The organism is Bacillus cereus group sp. Bce019 (genome assembly GCF_051781745.1).
Taxonomy (GTDB): domain Bacteria; phylum Bacillota; class Bacilli; order Bacillales; family Bacillaceae_G; genus Bacillus_A; species Bacillus_A cereus.
This window is the reverse complement of sequence record NZ_JBPWJX010000002.1, coordinates 419,098-435,424: the sequence shown is the minus strand read 5'-3', so window position 1 is coordinate 435,424 and position 16,327 is coordinate 419,098. Positions and strand designations below refer to the sequence as shown.

Sequence of the window (16,327 nt, the reverse complement as noted above, 5' to 3'; positions counted from 1 at the left end):
GTTTAGCCTCTTTCCTTCATTTGTTCAACAATGTAATTGACAATATGACGACTTGTTAACGCTCCAATATATTGACCGTTTTTTTCAACTGGAACGACCTCCTCATCACGCACACGAACTAACGCTTCTTGTAAAGAAGAATGTAATGATAGCGCCTGCCCTTCTAATTGCACACTTTGATCAAGCGGTAATACATCTGCTACACTTTTCCCCTGATACCAAGTTCGTCCGCGATTTCCAATAAACTCCTCTACAAATTCATTTTTCGGATTATGTATAATTCCTTCTGGTGTATCTAGTTGAACAACTTTTCCTTCTTTCATAATACAAATGCGATCTCCAAGTGATAATGCTTCTTGCATATCATGTGTTACAAATACGATTGTTTTTTGAATCTTTTTTTGCAACTGTACAATATCCTTCTGAAGCTGTTCCCTACTTAATGGATCTAACGCACTAAATGGTTCATCCATAAGAACGATTTTCGGGTTTGCAGCTAATGCTCGCACGACACCGACACGTTGTTTTTGTCCTCCTGATAATTCATCAGGCATACGATCTCGATATATATCCGAATCTAATCCAACCATATGTAACAAGTCATCGACGCGTGCTTTTATTTCCTTTTTGCTCCATTGCCTCATTTCAGGAACAACCGCAATATTTTCAGCGATTGTCATATGAGGAAACAAAGCAATCTGTTGCAACACGTATCCTATATCCCAACGTAATTCGTTTATATTATATTGTTGAATATCTTTTCCATCGATTAAAATCGATCCTTCAGTCGTTTCGATTAAACGATTAATCATCTTCATTGTCGTTGTTTTCCCGCAACCACTCGGACCGATGAGAACAAAAAATTCTCCCTTTTTAATTTCTAAATGCAATGAATCGACTGCTTTCGTGCCATCTTCATACGATTTTGACACATGATTAAATTGAATCACAAATACAACTCCTTTAATGTTGTTTCCTTTATTTTGATGGAATATGGCATTCATTTCAAATAATACGCTTTTAAATTAAAAAAGAGCTCACATTTGAGCTCTAACGGTCGAACAATATTGTTTTCATAATAGCAGCATATTCGCGAACATACATTTTTCTCTTAGAACGAATTGGTGTTTCAGCAGCTAGTGCCTCCATCTTCATGCCTAAACGCTTTGCAATTATTTTCGTTCGATATAAATGATACGTATTACTTACAACTACCGCATGTTTCACATTATATAAATCCATACTAAACTTTAAGTTTTCATACGTATTTGTAGATTGATCTTCTATTAAAATACGACTCTCATCTATACCATGTACCATTAAATAGTTTCTCATGCTGTGAGCTTCCGGTATATCTTCATCTTCTCCTTGACCACCTGAAACAATTACTTTCGCTTCAGGATGGGAAAATAAATACTCCAACGCTACATCCAAACGATTTTGAAGAGATAAAGACGGTCTATCTCCAAATAACTTTGCACCCAGTATAAGAACGTACGGAGAGTGATAGCTCAACTTTTCACGAGCAACTTTGTTCATTCGAAACGTCATATAAATGATGTATAGTGGCGGTAATAATAAAATGATAAGAAAGATCCATTTGTTCATAAATAAGTTTGCACTCCCTTTCTTTTTATTATATAAAAAAAGAAAGGGGGGCAGAAGTGTTTTTTTAAACGATTGATTTATTAGAAACATTCGCCGCTACTTTACGTTGTGATAGTACATAATAAATAGCTATTCCTAATGAGAAGATCAATATGCAGCTTAATACGTAAAACGGAAGCATTACTCCGGCTTTAGATACACCCGCTGTAAACAACATTAATAATACAATTCGTATTCCAGTACCAATTAGGCGAAATAAGCTGTCTACACGTCCCATTACTTCATTTGGAATTTCCTCCATCATCAATACATTTCTCGCCACTCTTGTCCCCGCATTTCCAATTGCATGAAAAATCGCTAGTCCATATAAAAACAATACAGAAGGTTCAATACTCATTGCGGTAATTGAAATTACATAAATGAACATCGTCATAACGATTGAAACTTCTGTTTTGACAAATTTCATTATGAGTGGAATACAGATTCCTGCAACAACCGCTCCGACACCGTACATCGTGCCCTCTATTGCGTATACAGAGGCATTGGCTTTTAGTAAACTGCTCTCGTTATTAATTATTCCGTTTTATATTAAAAACCATTCCAGTGCTTCAAGAACTGGAATGGTTTTTAATTATGTAACTTGAGCGAAATAAAAAGTTTATCTCCGTCTAAATACAAGTTATACACACATACATTGATCGTATAAAAGTATATAGTACCCTAATATTATGTAAAAGGTGGCGAAGTGTATAATGAAAGATTTTGGTTTCGAAAAAGAACGCATTATTCGTAAATATGGTGAATGGACTGCATATGATATTAAATTAACTGAAACTCTATATACAAAGGATATTCGACAACCCAATCCTCCATTAAAAAAAATTGTGACAATGATTCAAGATATCACACAATGTGATTTTAAAAACCTTCGAATTTTAGATTTAGCTTGTTTAGAGGGTCATTATGCCATTGAATTTGCTTTGCAAGGAGCAACCGTTGTAGGAATTGAAGGAAGAGAATCAAACATACAAAAAGCTATATTTGCTAAAGATACATTAAATTTAGCAAATGTAACCTTTTATCAAGATGATGTAAGAAATTTAAGTGCTGAAAAATATGGTCAATTTGATATCGTTTTATGCTCTGGTATTTTATACCATTTAGACAGTTCAGACGTATTTCCTTTTTTAGAAAAATTGTATGAAGTATGCAAAAGATTTGTAATAATTGATACCCATATTGCATACACCTCTAATATATCAGTATTCTATAAAAATTATGAATATAAGGGACACACAATACCAGAACATCCTGCCAATTCATCATTAGAAGAACGTTTACAATCAAAGTGGGCATCATTAGATAACATTACTAGTTTTTGGATGACAAAACCTTCTCTATATAATTTCTTAACGCGAACAGGCTTCTCTTCTATAAATGAATCCAGAAGTTTAGTCCAAGGAGATAGAATTACTGTTGTAGCTTTTAAGAAATATCCTATAGAAATTAAAAGCTCACCTGAAACAGAAAAATACATTGAACCTGACTATTTAGAATATTAACTATTACACTTTTTAGTTCTTTATCCTAATCACCCTGTATCTACTGGTTAATGTCAAAAAAACATCTTACCAAACCTCGTTTCTAGATGCTCTTTCTTTTTGTTTTTTATATTACTACATAAAATAGATCAACAACCGTTCTTTTTTATGACGATTACACTAAAAAAGAGCATTTCTCACTGAAGTGAACCCGAATAGTGGTACATGATAAAAACACCTCCTGAATTTGCATACTAAGTATGCAAATTCAGGAGGTGTTTTTCGTTTTTTAAAAAAGAGTTCCTTACCTAGAAGAAATAAAGTGGAAAGTAATTAATAATGAAAAAGAAGGTTTATTCGAACCATACAATTCCGGAACCAATAGCAGATAGACTATTGGCTCCTAGAATGTAATACAAGCGAGAATCATGATAAAGTGAGGACATATCATTCCACTCCTAGTTGTTTTTTCACCTCTTTATATACACTCATATATGCTTTCAATTCTTTAACTACATCATGAATTAATGGTTTTGCATCTTCCCCAAGTTCACCATCTTGCACATGTAATCCATCAAGCACAACTTGTTTTGGAATTGCATTTGCATAAACACCTCTAGCGACCGTTCGCATGCTGTTTAATGCATTTATTCCACCTTTACCGCCACCAGCAACCGCTAACAACGCAACTGGTTTATGAATAAATTCACTACTACTTAAGTAATCTAAAGAGTTTTTCAGCGCACCGCTCATCGCATTATGATATTCTGGTGTACATAATACAACCCCATCCGCAGCTTTCACTAACGTTTTTAATTTTTTTACTGCCTCTAAATCACGTTGCGACTCTTCTCCATTGTATAAAGGTAACTCCTCAATTGCTAAATCATATAATTCCCCTTCAAATTGATCCGCAATATATTTTGCCACCACGCGAGTTCTACCAAATTTTCTTGGTGTACCGTTAATAACGACTAGTTTCATGATTATTTCTCCCCTTTGTTTTCAAGTTCTACTTATATATTATCAGAAATTTCTATACAAAACACAATATAAAGAGTTAACTTGTTTCATAAAATAGTATGATAAACAAAAAAGAACTCATACTTTCGTATGAGTTTTGTACAATTACTTTGTTTCATCTCTCATGCTCAATGTACCTAAACTTTCATTTGCTTCAAAATGATTATATGCTTTTTCCGCTAATCTTTTCCGTTCTTCTGGTAATTCTATATATTTCATTACGTTTTCAATTATTTTTTCGTACGGAGTAAACACAATTCCTGGCCACTCTACCTCATCTTCTGGATTACTATTTTCGGAAATAATAAATTTCTTATTTGCGACTGCATAAGACACGCGAGGTGTTTCAAGAATTCCTGATAAATAAAAATGAATATTTAATATAATTTTAGCTCTAGCAATCAATTCATTTCTAACAATTCCCCACGCATTATTTTTAAAAACTATATTTAAATTCGGGGCAATCGCTTTTAGATGATCAAAAATAGCTTGTCGCCTCGGATTAAGAGCACCTATAAACAGAATATCAATATCTTCAATAATTTCATCTTCAAACGCATCTTTTTTTATTTCCAAAGTTGGAGCATAGTTCATTTCTACATGTTTTATTTCTTTTCCTACCCCTTTTTGTTTAAGCCATTCTATATTTTGTTTACTATAATCCCAAATCACTCTATCTTTTAATAATATTAAATAAAGGGGGTGCGCATATGGACTTCCTTCGTATAGCTGTTCTAAATTATAAACAATTGCATCTTTCGGAAGAAGGTTCGGGTTATATGCATATGTATGTGCTCCAAAAACAACTGTATTCTTTACATTTTCCAGTATTGTTTCTGATATAATTACTGTATTTCCCTCCTGCTCCAACCTCCACTTTAAAGCTCGCGCAACATCTATGAAACTACCGTATGTCTTTGGGCATATAAAAAGACAATAATCATATTCTTTATTCAAATAAACTTCCATTAATCTTAAATTATTTTTATATAGATCTACATCCGGATGTTTAAGTACCAACTCATTTGCATGTTTTCTTGCTACTTTATATAATCCAGCATAATAAGCAGCGATGCATCTTCTTAATTCGATTCTTTCCCGGTCCTCATCTAATACATCCATGTTTAAAAGAAGATTTGCGATACAATACGCTTTTAAATGATCACGATCATAATAATAGTCTAGTAGTGGCATCAATTCTTCATACGTATTTCCATGCACCGATTCTCCTAGTTCAATCGCCCATCGTATTAATTCCATGATTACTCCACTACTCCTTTAATCGAAAATGTATTTAATAAAATTTCGCATTATTCTCTACTATATTTGCTATATGAAATGGAATCTTTTCTTTTATCGATTCCAAATACTTTTGCGACACCGCCCCTAAATGTTTTTTATGAGGTATATAGAAAGCACTAATAGAAATTTCATAGTCAAATAAGTAATCATACACATGATAATCTACAAATAGTAGATCATCCTTTGGAAAAGGAATTTCCTTCCCTTGCAGAGCATACATCAAAGCAATATTGTTTTGAGATCGTAATCGATACAACCTTGCAAGTTGGTATAATGGTTCAGCCCGGGTTGGTCTATATTCCCAAGCTTTTTGAAAATAAAAAACAGCTAACGCTAAATATTGCTCTTCTTGCCCTTTAACAGTTTCTTTTTCATCCGCATCTGTCACTTCATTTTGTTTATTTGCTGAACGATTTGCTAACTGCTCATAACAAAATCCTATTCGCAATAACGAATAGAATACCTCTTCAACCCATCCTCCTGCTTCCACTCGTTTTTTATACCATTTAATTGAATTCTCAAATTGACTTAAATGAAAATAAGTCTGAGCTAAATAAAATAAATATCTTATATGCAAATCTGGCGTTGTTTCTGGGTCGTTTATTCCCTGTAACAACAACCTCTCATCTCTTTCAAATTTATCAGCTTTGCTCCCGCCATCTCCGGGATCATTCACGACAAGAGTCTCTAACCGAGCTACCCTCGTATTGTAATTCGCTCCAACTTTTGAACGATCTATATCCCAATACTCATGAGTAACACCGACAGATTTCCATGGTAAAGAAGCTTTTAAAAGACGTGTAAGCCAATATTTAATATGAACATCATATTGTAATGTAAGATAATGATCTTCCGTTAAGCTCGTTTTATCGAAATTCGGATCAACCTCTAAAATCATATCCGCATCTAATATTAATAAATAATCTGCTTCTGGGTATGTTTTTTGCGCTAACGAAACAGCTAAGCTTCTGTTATAACCAAAGTTTTTAAACGGCTCATGATGAACCGTCCCAGGTATCTCATTTTCCTTACACCAATTTTCAATAATTTCAGGCGTATTATCCGTCGATCCAGTATCACAAATAGAAACAAAGTCTACAATTGATTTTGTTGCATTTAAACATCTTTCCATAATTCTAGACTCATTTTTAACGATCATACAAAGACATAACTTTTTTTCTTCCTTTACAGACTTCACTTGCTCATTTCCCATTTAACCACCTCATATTTTATTAACACGCTCTTCTCATATGTAACAACATTTCTTAGCTATACTGATGACATAAGCACCCTTTTACTATTTATGAAAACTTCATTTTATTTATTCTTACTTTTATGTTGGGACATATTTCATGCTTCGCTTTATATTTGATACAATCAATACAAAAAACATAATACGGGAATCCGTACATTTCAAAGTCTAAGAGGAGGTTATATTTTGTTGGATTACATTTGGCTAGATGACAAATCACCAATTTTAGAACAACTACCAAGAAACTTTAAATCTGCAGCTATATTGCTACATCCTTTTATCCAAATGCCTTTAGGATGGGAAAAGTCTGTGAGAAAAAGACCATATGAGCACATCTATCTTAGCGCTGAAGAAATCATTTATAATGGGAAATCCGTTTCTTGGAAGGAAATGATGTCTTGTAGTGGATTACATTCATACGCAGACCTAGCAATGGCCATGTTGACTTCCATTAGTGCCCTTTCAGAAGAATATAAAAGAGAGGATTTAGCTGAAAAGCTACATTCAAACTTAAAAAAAGATCTTTATTATCCAACAGAAGATTATACGTCTATATTTTTATTACACAAATTACTTAAACTCCTCGGTTCTAAAGGTGCAAAAAATCTATATTTCTCTGAACCAATTCTTGATACAAACGGATTATTACAGGTAAATAATACTACTCCATTAGATATTTGGGACATTAGCAATAATGAGTTAATTATTACTGGCGAAGATAATGAGTATGCGTTTATGAGTATATACGATTCCTTTACAACCTTATTATTAGCTAAAGAAGAAAATATAGAATATATTGTTCATTCAATGAACGTTGAAGCTATCATTTGTGACAAAAAAACGATGATTGATTGGTATTTTTAAATTAGTAATTTCTTAAACTATAAAAAAGAAACTTGCGCTTATACACAAGTTTCTTTTTAAAAACATCCTTATTTTTTCACAACTTCATGTCCACCGAACTGATTACGTAATGCTGAAACTACTTTTCCATGGAATGTATCATCTTCCTGAGAACGATAGCGCATAAATAATGACATAGCGATAACTGGTGCTGCAGCTTGAAGTTCAAGTGCAGTTTCAACAGTCCATTTCCCTTCTCCTGAAGAGTTCATTACACCTTTAATGCCATCTAGTTTCGGATCTTCTGCAAATGCTTTTTCAGTTAAGTCCATTAACCAACCACGGATAACTGATCCGTTAGCCCATACTTTTGCAACATCTTCATAATTGAAATCAAAGTCACTCTTATCTAGTACTTCAAATCCTTCAGCGATTGCTTGCATCATGCCGTACTCAATACCGTTATGAACCATTTTCAAGAAATGACCACTACCAACACGGCCAGCATAAGAATAGCCATTTTCTACTGCTAAATCTTTAAATAAAGGTTCTAATTGGTCGTAAATTTCTTTTTCTCCACCAACCATTAAGCAAGCACCGTATCTAGCTCCTTCTACACCGCCTGATGTACCGATATCTACATAATGTAATCCGAAGCTTTTTGCTTCTTCAGCACGGCGTAACGTATCTTTATAGAATGAATTTCCGCCTTCAATAACGATATCACCTTCATCTAATAATGGATATACATCTTTTAGTACTGACTCTACAACTTCTCCTGCAGGCACCATTACCCAAATTGTACGAGGAGCTTCTAGTTCAGCAATCATTTCTTTTAATGTATGACGTGCAGTAATTCCTAGTTTTCCTGCCTTTTCAACAAGCTCTTTATTTACATCGTATACAACTACTTCATGCTTGTCTTCATATAAGTGTTCAGCTAATGGAAATCCCATTTTTCCTAATCCAATTAAACCTAGTTTCATATTAATCAATCTCCTATTCTATACAAATATATTTAATATCGAAATTAGCCCAAGTGCTACTACAGATAATATAGTCTCCATTGCAGTCCATGTTAATAATGTTTCTTTCACAGTCATTCCGAAATACTCTTTAATCATCCAAAATCCTGAATCATTCACGTGTGATAAAATTAATGACCCTGCACCAGTTGCAAGTGCTAATAATTCAACATTTACACCTGGTGTGCTTGCTGCAATCGGCGCAACAATACCAGCTGCTGTCATCATAGAAACAGTTGCCGATCCAGTTGCAATTCGGATTAGTGCCGCAATTCCCCACCCTAATAATATCGGTGAAATATGTGATTCTTTCGCCATATCTGCAATTGTCGTTCCAATTCCAGAATCTAATAATACTTTATTAAATGCGCCGCCTGCACCAATCACTAACAATATGTTTGCAATAGGTCCAAGGCAATCATTTGTAAATTGTAACACTTTATCTTTTGAGAAACCTTTTGCATATCCAAGACTAAAGAAAGAGTAAATGGTTGCAATTAATAAAGCCACAATCGGATCTCCAATAAAGTGTAATACTTGTGCTAGTTGACTCGTTTTATTTAATGCAACTTCTGCTATTGATGCACCAAGCATAAGAAATACTGGAAGTAAAATTGTAAACAATGTATTCCAAAAGCTAGGAAGCTCTTTTTTATTATCTTTTTCAACAAATTGCTCCGCTATATCTAATGGTACTTCCTTATGTATACGAGCACCAATCCATTTCCCGTAAAGTGGACCTGAAATAATTGCAGTTGGAAGTCCGACAATTAACGCATATAAAATTGTCTTCCCTACATCTGCTTTAAAAATACCAACTGCCGCCATTGCCGCTGGATGCGGTGGAACAAGTCCGTGTACGACTGACAGTCCTGCTACTAGCGGAATACCAATTGTAATAAGTGATACCCCAGTTTCTAACGCAATTGTAAATACTAACGGAATTAATAGTACAAATCCAACTTGGAAAAATACCGGAATCCCTACTAAAAATGCAACGAACATCATCGCCCAGTGAACTCGTTTCTTCCCAAAACGATTAATTAATGTGTTAGCGATACGTTCAGCACCACCAGATTCGGCCATCATTTTTCCAAGCATCGTTCCTAGTGCTAAAACTATTGCTAAAAACCCTAATGTATTACCAAGCCCTAGTTTAATAGAATCAATAATCCCTGGATCTTTTGGTGAAGTTCCAATTAAAGGCATTCCCATTGCTAATCCTACACCAATTGCTGTTAAAATTAATGCGACAAATGGATGCCATTTTACTACCGTAATAAGTAAAAGTAGTATGACAACTGCCGCTAGTACGATCCCAACTACCATTTCTCCCAATCCCCCTATTGTTTACGTTGGAAAGCAGCTATACAATCAAATTCTTCTTTCAAGCGATTGTAAAGTCGTTCATACATATAAAACATTTCTAAATATATAGCCGTATTTTCTTTATTCGGTACATGGTGATGGACAATATCAATCCAATCCTTTACCTCTTCAAGAGAATCAATTTTTCCTACAGCATATAAAGCAACTGCCGCTGCCCCAAGCGCAGATGCTTCATGACTTTCAGGTACAAGCAATTCTTTTCCCATCATATCGGACAACATTTGTCTCCAAAATGCAGATTTTGCAAACCCTCCTGAAACTCGTATTTCAGTAAGTGGCCCTGTACAATCCCTGATTGCGAGTGCTACTGAATATACACTCATACAAACACCTTCCATCACTGCACGTATAAAATGTTCTCGCTTATGTTGAAGATTGATTCCAAAGAATGTACCACGAGCATTTGCATTCCAGTAAGGTGCGCGTTCTCCAGATAAGAAAGGTAAGAACAATAGCCCATCCGCTCCAGCTGGTACGCTTTCTGCATATTTAATTAATAAATCATAAGGATCAATGCCAAGCTTTCTTGCTACTTCTTGCTCTGGACTACCAAATTCATCACGTAACCATCTCAGTAATATTCCGCCGTTATTCGTTGGACCACCGATTACCCAGTGCTCATCTGTTAATGCGTAACAAAACGTTCTCCCTTTCTCATCTGTATTTATATTTGATGAGATTGTTCGAACCGCACCACTCGTTCCAATCGTAATTGCAGCCGCACCCGGTGATATCGCACCAACTCCTACATTTGCAAGAACCCCATCACTTGCTCCGATGACAATTGGTGTTTCTGCACTTATCCCCATCTTCTGTGCTAACTCTGGCTTCATACCTGATAAAATATATGTAGTTGGTACAGGGGTTGATAATTTTTCTGATGACATATGTAACATAGTTAAAACATCTTCATCCCAGTTTAATGTTTCTAAATTAAATAACCCTGTAGCAGAAGCAATCGAATAATCAACTACGTAGCGTGAAAATAATTGGTAAATCACATACTCTTTAATGGAAATGAATTTATAGGCACTTGTATATAACTCTGGTTCCTCTTCTTTCATCCATAACAATTTAGAAAGTGGTGACATCGGATGAATCGGTGTACCTGTACGTCTATAAATTTCATGCCCATTCATTTGTTGTAATAATTTTTCTGATTGCTTCGTACTTCGATTATCTGCCCAAATGATAGAACGCGTTAATGGCGTACCATTTTCATCTACTGCAATTAATGCGTGCATAGCTGTACTAATACCGATTGAAGAAATATCTTCTGGTAATACATTACCTTTCCCAATGGCAACGCTTACACTTTTGTATACAGCGGCACATATTACATCAGGATCTTGCTCAGCCCATCCTACATTCGGTTGAATAATTGGGTAATCGATTGCATGTGATGCAATGACTTTTCCTTTTTCTGTGAACACAACCGTTTTTGTACTTGTGGTACCGATATCAATCCCGATTACTCTCCCCCTTGTTTCCATGCGAATCTTCCCTTCATTACTAGCAAAATACGATTTAGTAAACCGTTTACATGAATTAGTATATAAAATATTTTTTCATTTATCAAGTTATAAAAAGAAAATTTTTTTCATACCAAAAATAAATCCCCTCATTCCATTTCACTTATATACTAAATTTAGCTTTTCCATGCGGTAAAATTACGTTATATTCGTTACGCAATACACTCTTTCCTCTCATTAACAACACATACATAATCCTCCATACGTTCTACTTATTTGCTTGAAGAAAAAGTTGAAAAGCAATATTCATTTTTAGCGGTCACGTAACATCACCATCAAGCCAAGAAAAGTAACTAACCGCAGAATGAGAATTCTGTGCATTTTACTCATATTTATTGTTTTAGGTTCACTAGTCTTTTATCTTGATAAACATAGAGCGTGGCCCCCTACTATCACTTTTTTATCTTGTAAATATATCTTGCATACTATAAAACCGAAAAGTATTTTTATTTTTCAGAAAAATAAAAACAATAACACGAAATTTATTGTATAATGTTGTAAAAAGATGTCGGAGGGATTTAATGTTAAATAAAATATCTCAATTCACAATTAAGCTTTCATCAATTCTTTTATCACTCTTACTATTATTAAATTTACCTTATTTATTTATCACTCAACAAGGATTTACCTTTCAACCAATTTATTTTTTTAATCAGACCGTTACTATGTTAAAACAAGTTTTTTCCCCTGAATCATTAGTGATTATAGGATCAGACCCGAAGTTTGGCCATTTCAAAAAAACACCATTATTTCCAACTGTTTTAGAACCTTACCTATATTCATTTACTATATTATTTTTAGCCTTTTTTCTTGCTCTCTTTTTATCATCTAGCATGGCATTTTTTTATTTTTTAGCAAAAGATTATATAAAAAAATGGATAAACCGAATTGTGTTCATATTAGAAGCTGTCCCTGATATGATGATGATGATCTGTTTGCAAATATTTTTCATATGGGTACTTCAGAAATTTGGGGAATCTCCTGTCACTATTATTTCCTTTAATGAAAATCGAGCTTATTTACTCCCTATTTTATCATTAGCTGTCTTACCTACATTACAAATGTTTCGGATGATGGTGTTATACATAAAAGAAGAGCAAGGAAAACATTACGTAGAGGTTGCATATGGAAAAGGCCTTTCATCAAGTTATATACTATGCATTCATTTATTCAAAAATATATCTATCCACTTCTTCCACCATTTAAAAACGATTTTTGTTTTCTTACTTTCTAATTTATTCATTTTAGAATTTGTTTTTAATATGGAAGGCATTATTCAATTTTTATTTAATAAGGCGTTTGTTTCACCTCCAGCTGCATTTATCATACTTGTTATGATTATTTTACCATTTTATGCTATTTTCCAAATAGTCTCATTCATGATGAATAGATGGAAAAAGCAATTGAAAGGAGTATCATTATGAAATCTATTTGGAAATCAAAACGCTTTTTAATCGGCTTTACTTATCTATTCATACTTATTTCAGCTAGTTTTATTTATAGTTGGTTCTTTAAAGATAACATCCCAAAACCTCCTCAGTTACTTTACAATGACAATAACGAATTACTTGGAAAGGCCCCCTTTCCGCCATCGTTAATTCCACCTTTTGGATCTGATCGTTTTGGAGAGTCTGTTTTCTTACAAATTGTAGAAGGAGCAAAATTCACTATTTTATTAGCCATGGCAATTAGCTTCTTTCGAATTTTATGCGGAACATGTATAGGAATCCTCTTAAGTTTATTTGCTCCAAAACTCAAGAGATTTTTCCAGTCATGCTCAGAAGTTTTTTATTACATTCCAACTCTATTTATCGCATTCATACTCATCACGCCCGTTAATATTATAATCACATCAAATGCTGATGGGGTAGATCCAAATATTTCATTTACGTTTTATCAAGTACTCGTACTTATTTTCGTCGCTCTACCTACACTTTCTTTATACATATCCTCAGAGGTTGATGAATTTATGAAACAAGATTACATCTTAAGTTCACAATTACTGGGGGCTAGTCGTTTTCATATTATAAAAAAACACTTACGAGTCTTATTACTTGACCGCTTATTTGTATTATTTATGGAACATATCGTCCAAACACTCATACTCGTTATCCATTTAGCGTTGCTTAACATTGTAATTGGCGGCATACAAATGCGTGAACTCTATGACGGAGTGCCCAAACCTGTTTCTCTATCTAATGATTGGGCAGGTCTTATTGGATTAAATCGTAATGAAATGAATCTTTCATGGTGGATTATTTTTTATACTCTCGCTTCATTCTTTATTACGATTCTATTTATTAAGCTTATGACCATCGGGATTCAAGATGCACTGAAAGCAAGAGATTCGCAAATTGTAGCAATTCAAAACGTTCCAGATCATAAAAAATTTGTTAAACATAAAGATTCCTTTTCGTTTGCAAATAAAGTAAACCTTTAATCATTTCTCATTAATGAAGTATTAATTGGCATCGATATTAGTAGAAAATAAAGAAGATGATCCCTATTAAATACAGGGATCATCTTCTTATGCTGTCTAACTTTTTTACATGTCCTTTGCTAGACTCATGTTTTTTATATTTAAAGTGAATTATTTGCAATCACAATTATGTTTTTTAAAATCAATTACCATACGCCCTTGAATTCTACCTTGTTCCATTTCTTCGAATACATTTTGTACTTTATCTAGCGAACAAGTTTGAACAACCGGCACTACTTTTCCTTCTGCCCCAAACATAAACGCCTCTTCCAAATCTTTACGAGTACCAACTAGAGAACCAACTACTTCAATTCCATCCAGTACAAGTCGTGGGATGTTTAAGTCCATTGTTTCTACTGGTAGCCCTACTGCAACTACTTTACCGCAAGCACGTACTGCATCAACTGCTGAGTTAAAGGCTACTTTAGAGACTGCTGTTACTACCGCAGCATAAGCGCCACCAAACTTCTCTTGCACAATTTTATCAGCAGGACCTTGAGAAATTGGATTGATAGTCGTATCAGCACCAACTTCTTTCGCTAAGGCTAATTTATCGTCATTAATGTCTACTGCGATTACCTTTGCACCAAATACATTTTTAGCATATTGGATAGCTAAGTTACCTAATCCACCGCAGCCATAGATTACAATAGGTTGACTAGGTTTAATATCTGATACTTTAATAGCTTTATATGTAGTTACACCAGCACAAGTAATTGATGATGCTTGAGCAGGATCTAATCCTTCTGGTACTTTTACCGCATAATCAGCTGTAACGATACATTGTTCAGCCATACCACCATCCACTGAATAACCAGCGTTTTTAACTTCACGGCAAAATGTTTCTCTACCAGTTACGCAATATTCACAACGTCCACAAGATTGGAACATCCATGCAATACTTACACGGTCACCTATCTTTAGTGAAGTAACATCATCAGCTATTTTCGTAACAATACCTACACCCTCATGACCAAGAATACGGCCATCAGTGTTACCAAAATCATGATTCGCAACGTGTAAATCAGTGTGGCAAACTCCACAATACTCTACATCTACTAACGCTTCACCTGAGTGTAACGGACGTAATTCTTTTTCAATCACTTCGATGTTTGCTTTGCTGTTTTTACTAACCACTACTGCTTTCATATGTGATCTCCCCTTTAGTGTTTTAGCATTTTAATGAGTTTATCTCACAACTACTTTCTTCACTACTTTGGCTAGTTATTGTACCAAATTTAAGTGTTCAATCATCATTACATCTTCATCATAACATGACACTTCATAAACAATTTGTGAAATTATGAACAATATTTGAATTATTACATAAATCGGTCTTTATTTTAAATTTTTAAAAATGAGAGTTTATCACTGACTATAAGTAAGCCATACATTTCTAAAAGAAAATAAAGTAACAAACTTCTCATCGATAAAAAAGCTCTTCACTCAATATTTTCTATATTTAAACACTTAGTTTCACAGTAATAGCCTTTGCCACCAACATAAACTTTTTCTATTTTATTCTTGCTATTGGTTGCTAATTTAACTAATATTTCGGAAGGCGAGTGTAAAGAATAACCTTGTTCAAATACATAGACTTCTTTTTGCAAATAGTGCTGTTCATAAAGATAGCAAGCTAATGCACCGTTCGAAGTTCCAGTCGCTGCTTCTTCATTGATGTCGTATAGCGGAGCAAAATTTCTGCATATAATTCGATTGTCATTAAAAGTATATAAATGCATCCCGACAACATTATAATACTTGCTGATTTCTTTAATTTTTTCAAAATTAGGTTGCAGTGCATGTAATTGTATTTCGCTTTTTATAGGAATTAAAATATCTTTTAAGCCAGTGGAGACAATTTGAATTGGGTATTTATTGTCTATATCTTTACTATCAAAACAGTCGATGAACTCGTTTGGAGATACAACATCATAGAATCTCGGTTTATTTTGTTCCATGAATATGATGTCATCTTTTATAGTGATAGTAAGAACACCGCTGTTCGTTTCAATCGTATAGCGATTCCTGAAAAGTTTATTTAAATGCATCAGTATCGCGAAAGAGCCAATTGTGGCATGACCACATAAATCAACTTCTTCTTTTGGAGTAAAATACTCAAATTTATAATCAGCAATTTCAGATTCTGATATAAATGCGGTTTCCGCATAACCCAGTTGTTTGGCTATTTCGATTTTTTGAGTAGTGGTCAATGTATTTGTATTCTCAATAAATACCACTCCTGCTTTATTTCCGCCTTTATGCTCCTTGCTAAATGCACTTGCAACATAAACAGATATTTTCATAAGACATCTTCCTCACTTATAGTAAAT

General features: G+C 34.1%; 14 protein-coding genes and 1 pseudogene. 4 read left to right on the top strand and 11 right to left on the bottom strand.

What is annotated here, in order from left to right:
* Positions 1 to 2: 2 nt before the first annotated feature.
* The 3 genes and pseudogenes from ACS2QP_RS05645 to ACS2QP_RS05635 form a co-directional block, all read right to left on the bottom strand.
* On the bottom strand, positions 3 to 950 hold the full coding sequence (locus ACS2QP_RS05645) for an ABC transporter ATP-binding protein (protein ID WP_438882202.1): 948 nt from the start codon (positions 948 to 950) through the stop codon (positions 3 to 5).
* Between the two features lie 100 nt (positions 951 to 1,050).
* Positions 1,051 to 1,608 (bottom strand): YdcF family protein, encoded by a 558-nt coding sequence (locus ACS2QP_RS05640; protein ID WP_001045713.1) that lies wholly within the window; start codon positions 1,606 to 1,608, stop codon positions 1,051 to 1,053.
* Positions 1,609 to 1,672: 64 nt separating this feature from the next.
* Positions 1,673 to 2,170: pseudogene (locus tag ACS2QP_RS05635) on the bottom strand (MFS transporter); the annotation flags it as partial.
* A gap of 190 nt (positions 2,171 to 2,360) precedes the next feature.
* Here ACS2QP_RS05635 and ACS2QP_RS05630 point away from each other — a divergent pair.
* On the top strand, positions 2,361 to 3,170 hold the full coding sequence (locus ACS2QP_RS05630) for a class I SAM-dependent methyltransferase (RefSeq protein ID WP_000651190.1): 810 nt from the start codon (positions 2,361 to 2,363) through the stop codon (positions 3,168 to 3,170).
* A gap of 426 nt (positions 3,171 to 3,596) precedes the next feature.
* Here the strand turns inward: ACS2QP_RS05630 and ACS2QP_RS05625 are convergent, their stop codons facing one another.
* The 3 genes from ACS2QP_RS05625 to ACS2QP_RS05615 all read right to left on the bottom strand — a co-directional run bounded on the left by ACS2QP_RS05625 (position 3,597) and on the right by ACS2QP_RS05615 (position 6,687).
* Positions 3,597 to 4,133: an NADPH-dependent FMN reductase gene (locus ACS2QP_RS05625; RefSeq protein ID WP_000780355.1), complete on the bottom strand. Its 537-nt coding sequence runs from the start codon at positions 4,131 to 4,133 to the stop codon at positions 3,597 to 3,599.
* Between the two features lie 144 nt (positions 4,134 to 4,277).
* Positions 4,278 to 5,432: a hypothetical protein gene (locus ACS2QP_RS05620; protein WP_000420431.1), complete on the bottom strand. Its 1,155-nt coding sequence runs from the start codon at positions 5,430 to 5,432 to the stop codon at positions 4,278 to 4,280.
* A 34-nt stretch (positions 5,433 to 5,466) separates the two neighbouring features.
* A complete protein-coding gene (locus ACS2QP_RS05615; protein WP_000526219.1) occupies positions 5,467 to 6,687 on the bottom strand; it encodes a glycosyltransferase in 1,221 nt (406 codons plus the stop codon).
* Positions 6,688 to 6,912: 225 nt separating this feature from the next.
* Here ACS2QP_RS05615 and ACS2QP_RS05610 point away from each other — a divergent pair, with 225 nt between their 5' ends.
* Positions 6,913 to 7,590: a DUF2711 domain-containing protein gene (locus ACS2QP_RS05610; RefSeq protein ID WP_438882201.1), complete on the top strand. Its 678-nt coding sequence runs from the start codon at positions 6,913 to 6,915 to the stop codon at positions 7,588 to 7,590.
* A 68-nt stretch (positions 7,591 to 7,658) separates the two neighbouring features.
* Here ACS2QP_RS05610 and gnd read toward each other — a convergent pair whose 3' ends face one another.
* From gnd to gntK, 3 genes are read right to left on the bottom strand one after another with little or no spacing between them, the layout of a single operon-like run.
* Complete coding sequence (gnd, locus tag ACS2QP_RS05605) at positions 7,659 to 8,555, bottom strand: phosphogluconate dehydrogenase (NAD(+)-dependent, decarboxylating) (RefSeq protein ID WP_000765995.1); 897 nt, start codon at positions 8,553 to 8,555, stop codon at positions 7,659 to 7,661.
* A gap of 18 nt (positions 8,556 to 8,573) precedes the next feature.
* Positions 8,574 to 9,923: a GntP family permease gene (locus tag ACS2QP_RS05600; RefSeq protein ID WP_000260208.1), complete on the bottom strand. Its 1,350-nt coding sequence runs from the start codon at positions 9,921 to 9,923 to the stop codon at positions 8,574 to 8,576.
* Positions 9,924 to 9,937: 14 nt separating this feature from the next.
* The gene (gene gntK, locus ACS2QP_RS05595; protein ID WP_375035530.1) at positions 9,938 to 11,476 is read right to left on the bottom strand and encodes a gluconokinase; all 1,539 of its coding nucleotides are present in this window, start codon (positions 11,474 to 11,476) and stop codon (positions 9,938 to 9,940) included.
* A 560-nt stretch (positions 11,477 to 12,036) separates the two neighbouring features.
* Here gntK and ACS2QP_RS05590 point away from each other — a divergent pair.
* Positions 12,037 to 12,939, top strand: coding sequence for an ABC transporter permease subunit (locus tag ACS2QP_RS05590; RefSeq protein WP_000932683.1), 903 nt, complete (start codon positions 12,037 to 12,039; stop codon positions 12,937 to 12,939).
* Positions 12,936 to 13,955, top strand: coding sequence for an ABC transporter permease (locus tag ACS2QP_RS05585; protein WP_000836566.1), 1,020 nt, complete (start codon positions 12,936 to 12,938; stop codon positions 13,953 to 13,955). Before ACS2QP_RS05590 ends, ACS2QP_RS05585 begins: the two co-directional genes overlap by 4 nt.
* A gap of 150 nt (positions 13,956 to 14,105) precedes the next feature.
* Here ACS2QP_RS05585 and adhP read toward each other — a convergent pair whose 3' ends face one another.
* Entirely contained in the window at positions 14,106 to 15,143 is a 1,038-nt protein-coding gene (adhP, locus tag ACS2QP_RS05580) for an alcohol dehydrogenase AdhP (RefSeq protein ID WP_438882200.1), read from the bottom strand.
* Positions 15,144 to 15,436: 293 nt separating this feature from the next.
* A complete protein-coding gene (locus ACS2QP_RS05575; RefSeq protein WP_000704345.1) occupies positions 15,437 to 16,300 on the bottom strand; it encodes a PhzF family phenazine biosynthesis protein in 864 nt (287 codons plus the stop codon).
* Positions 16,301 to 16,327: the final 27 nt, after the last annotated feature.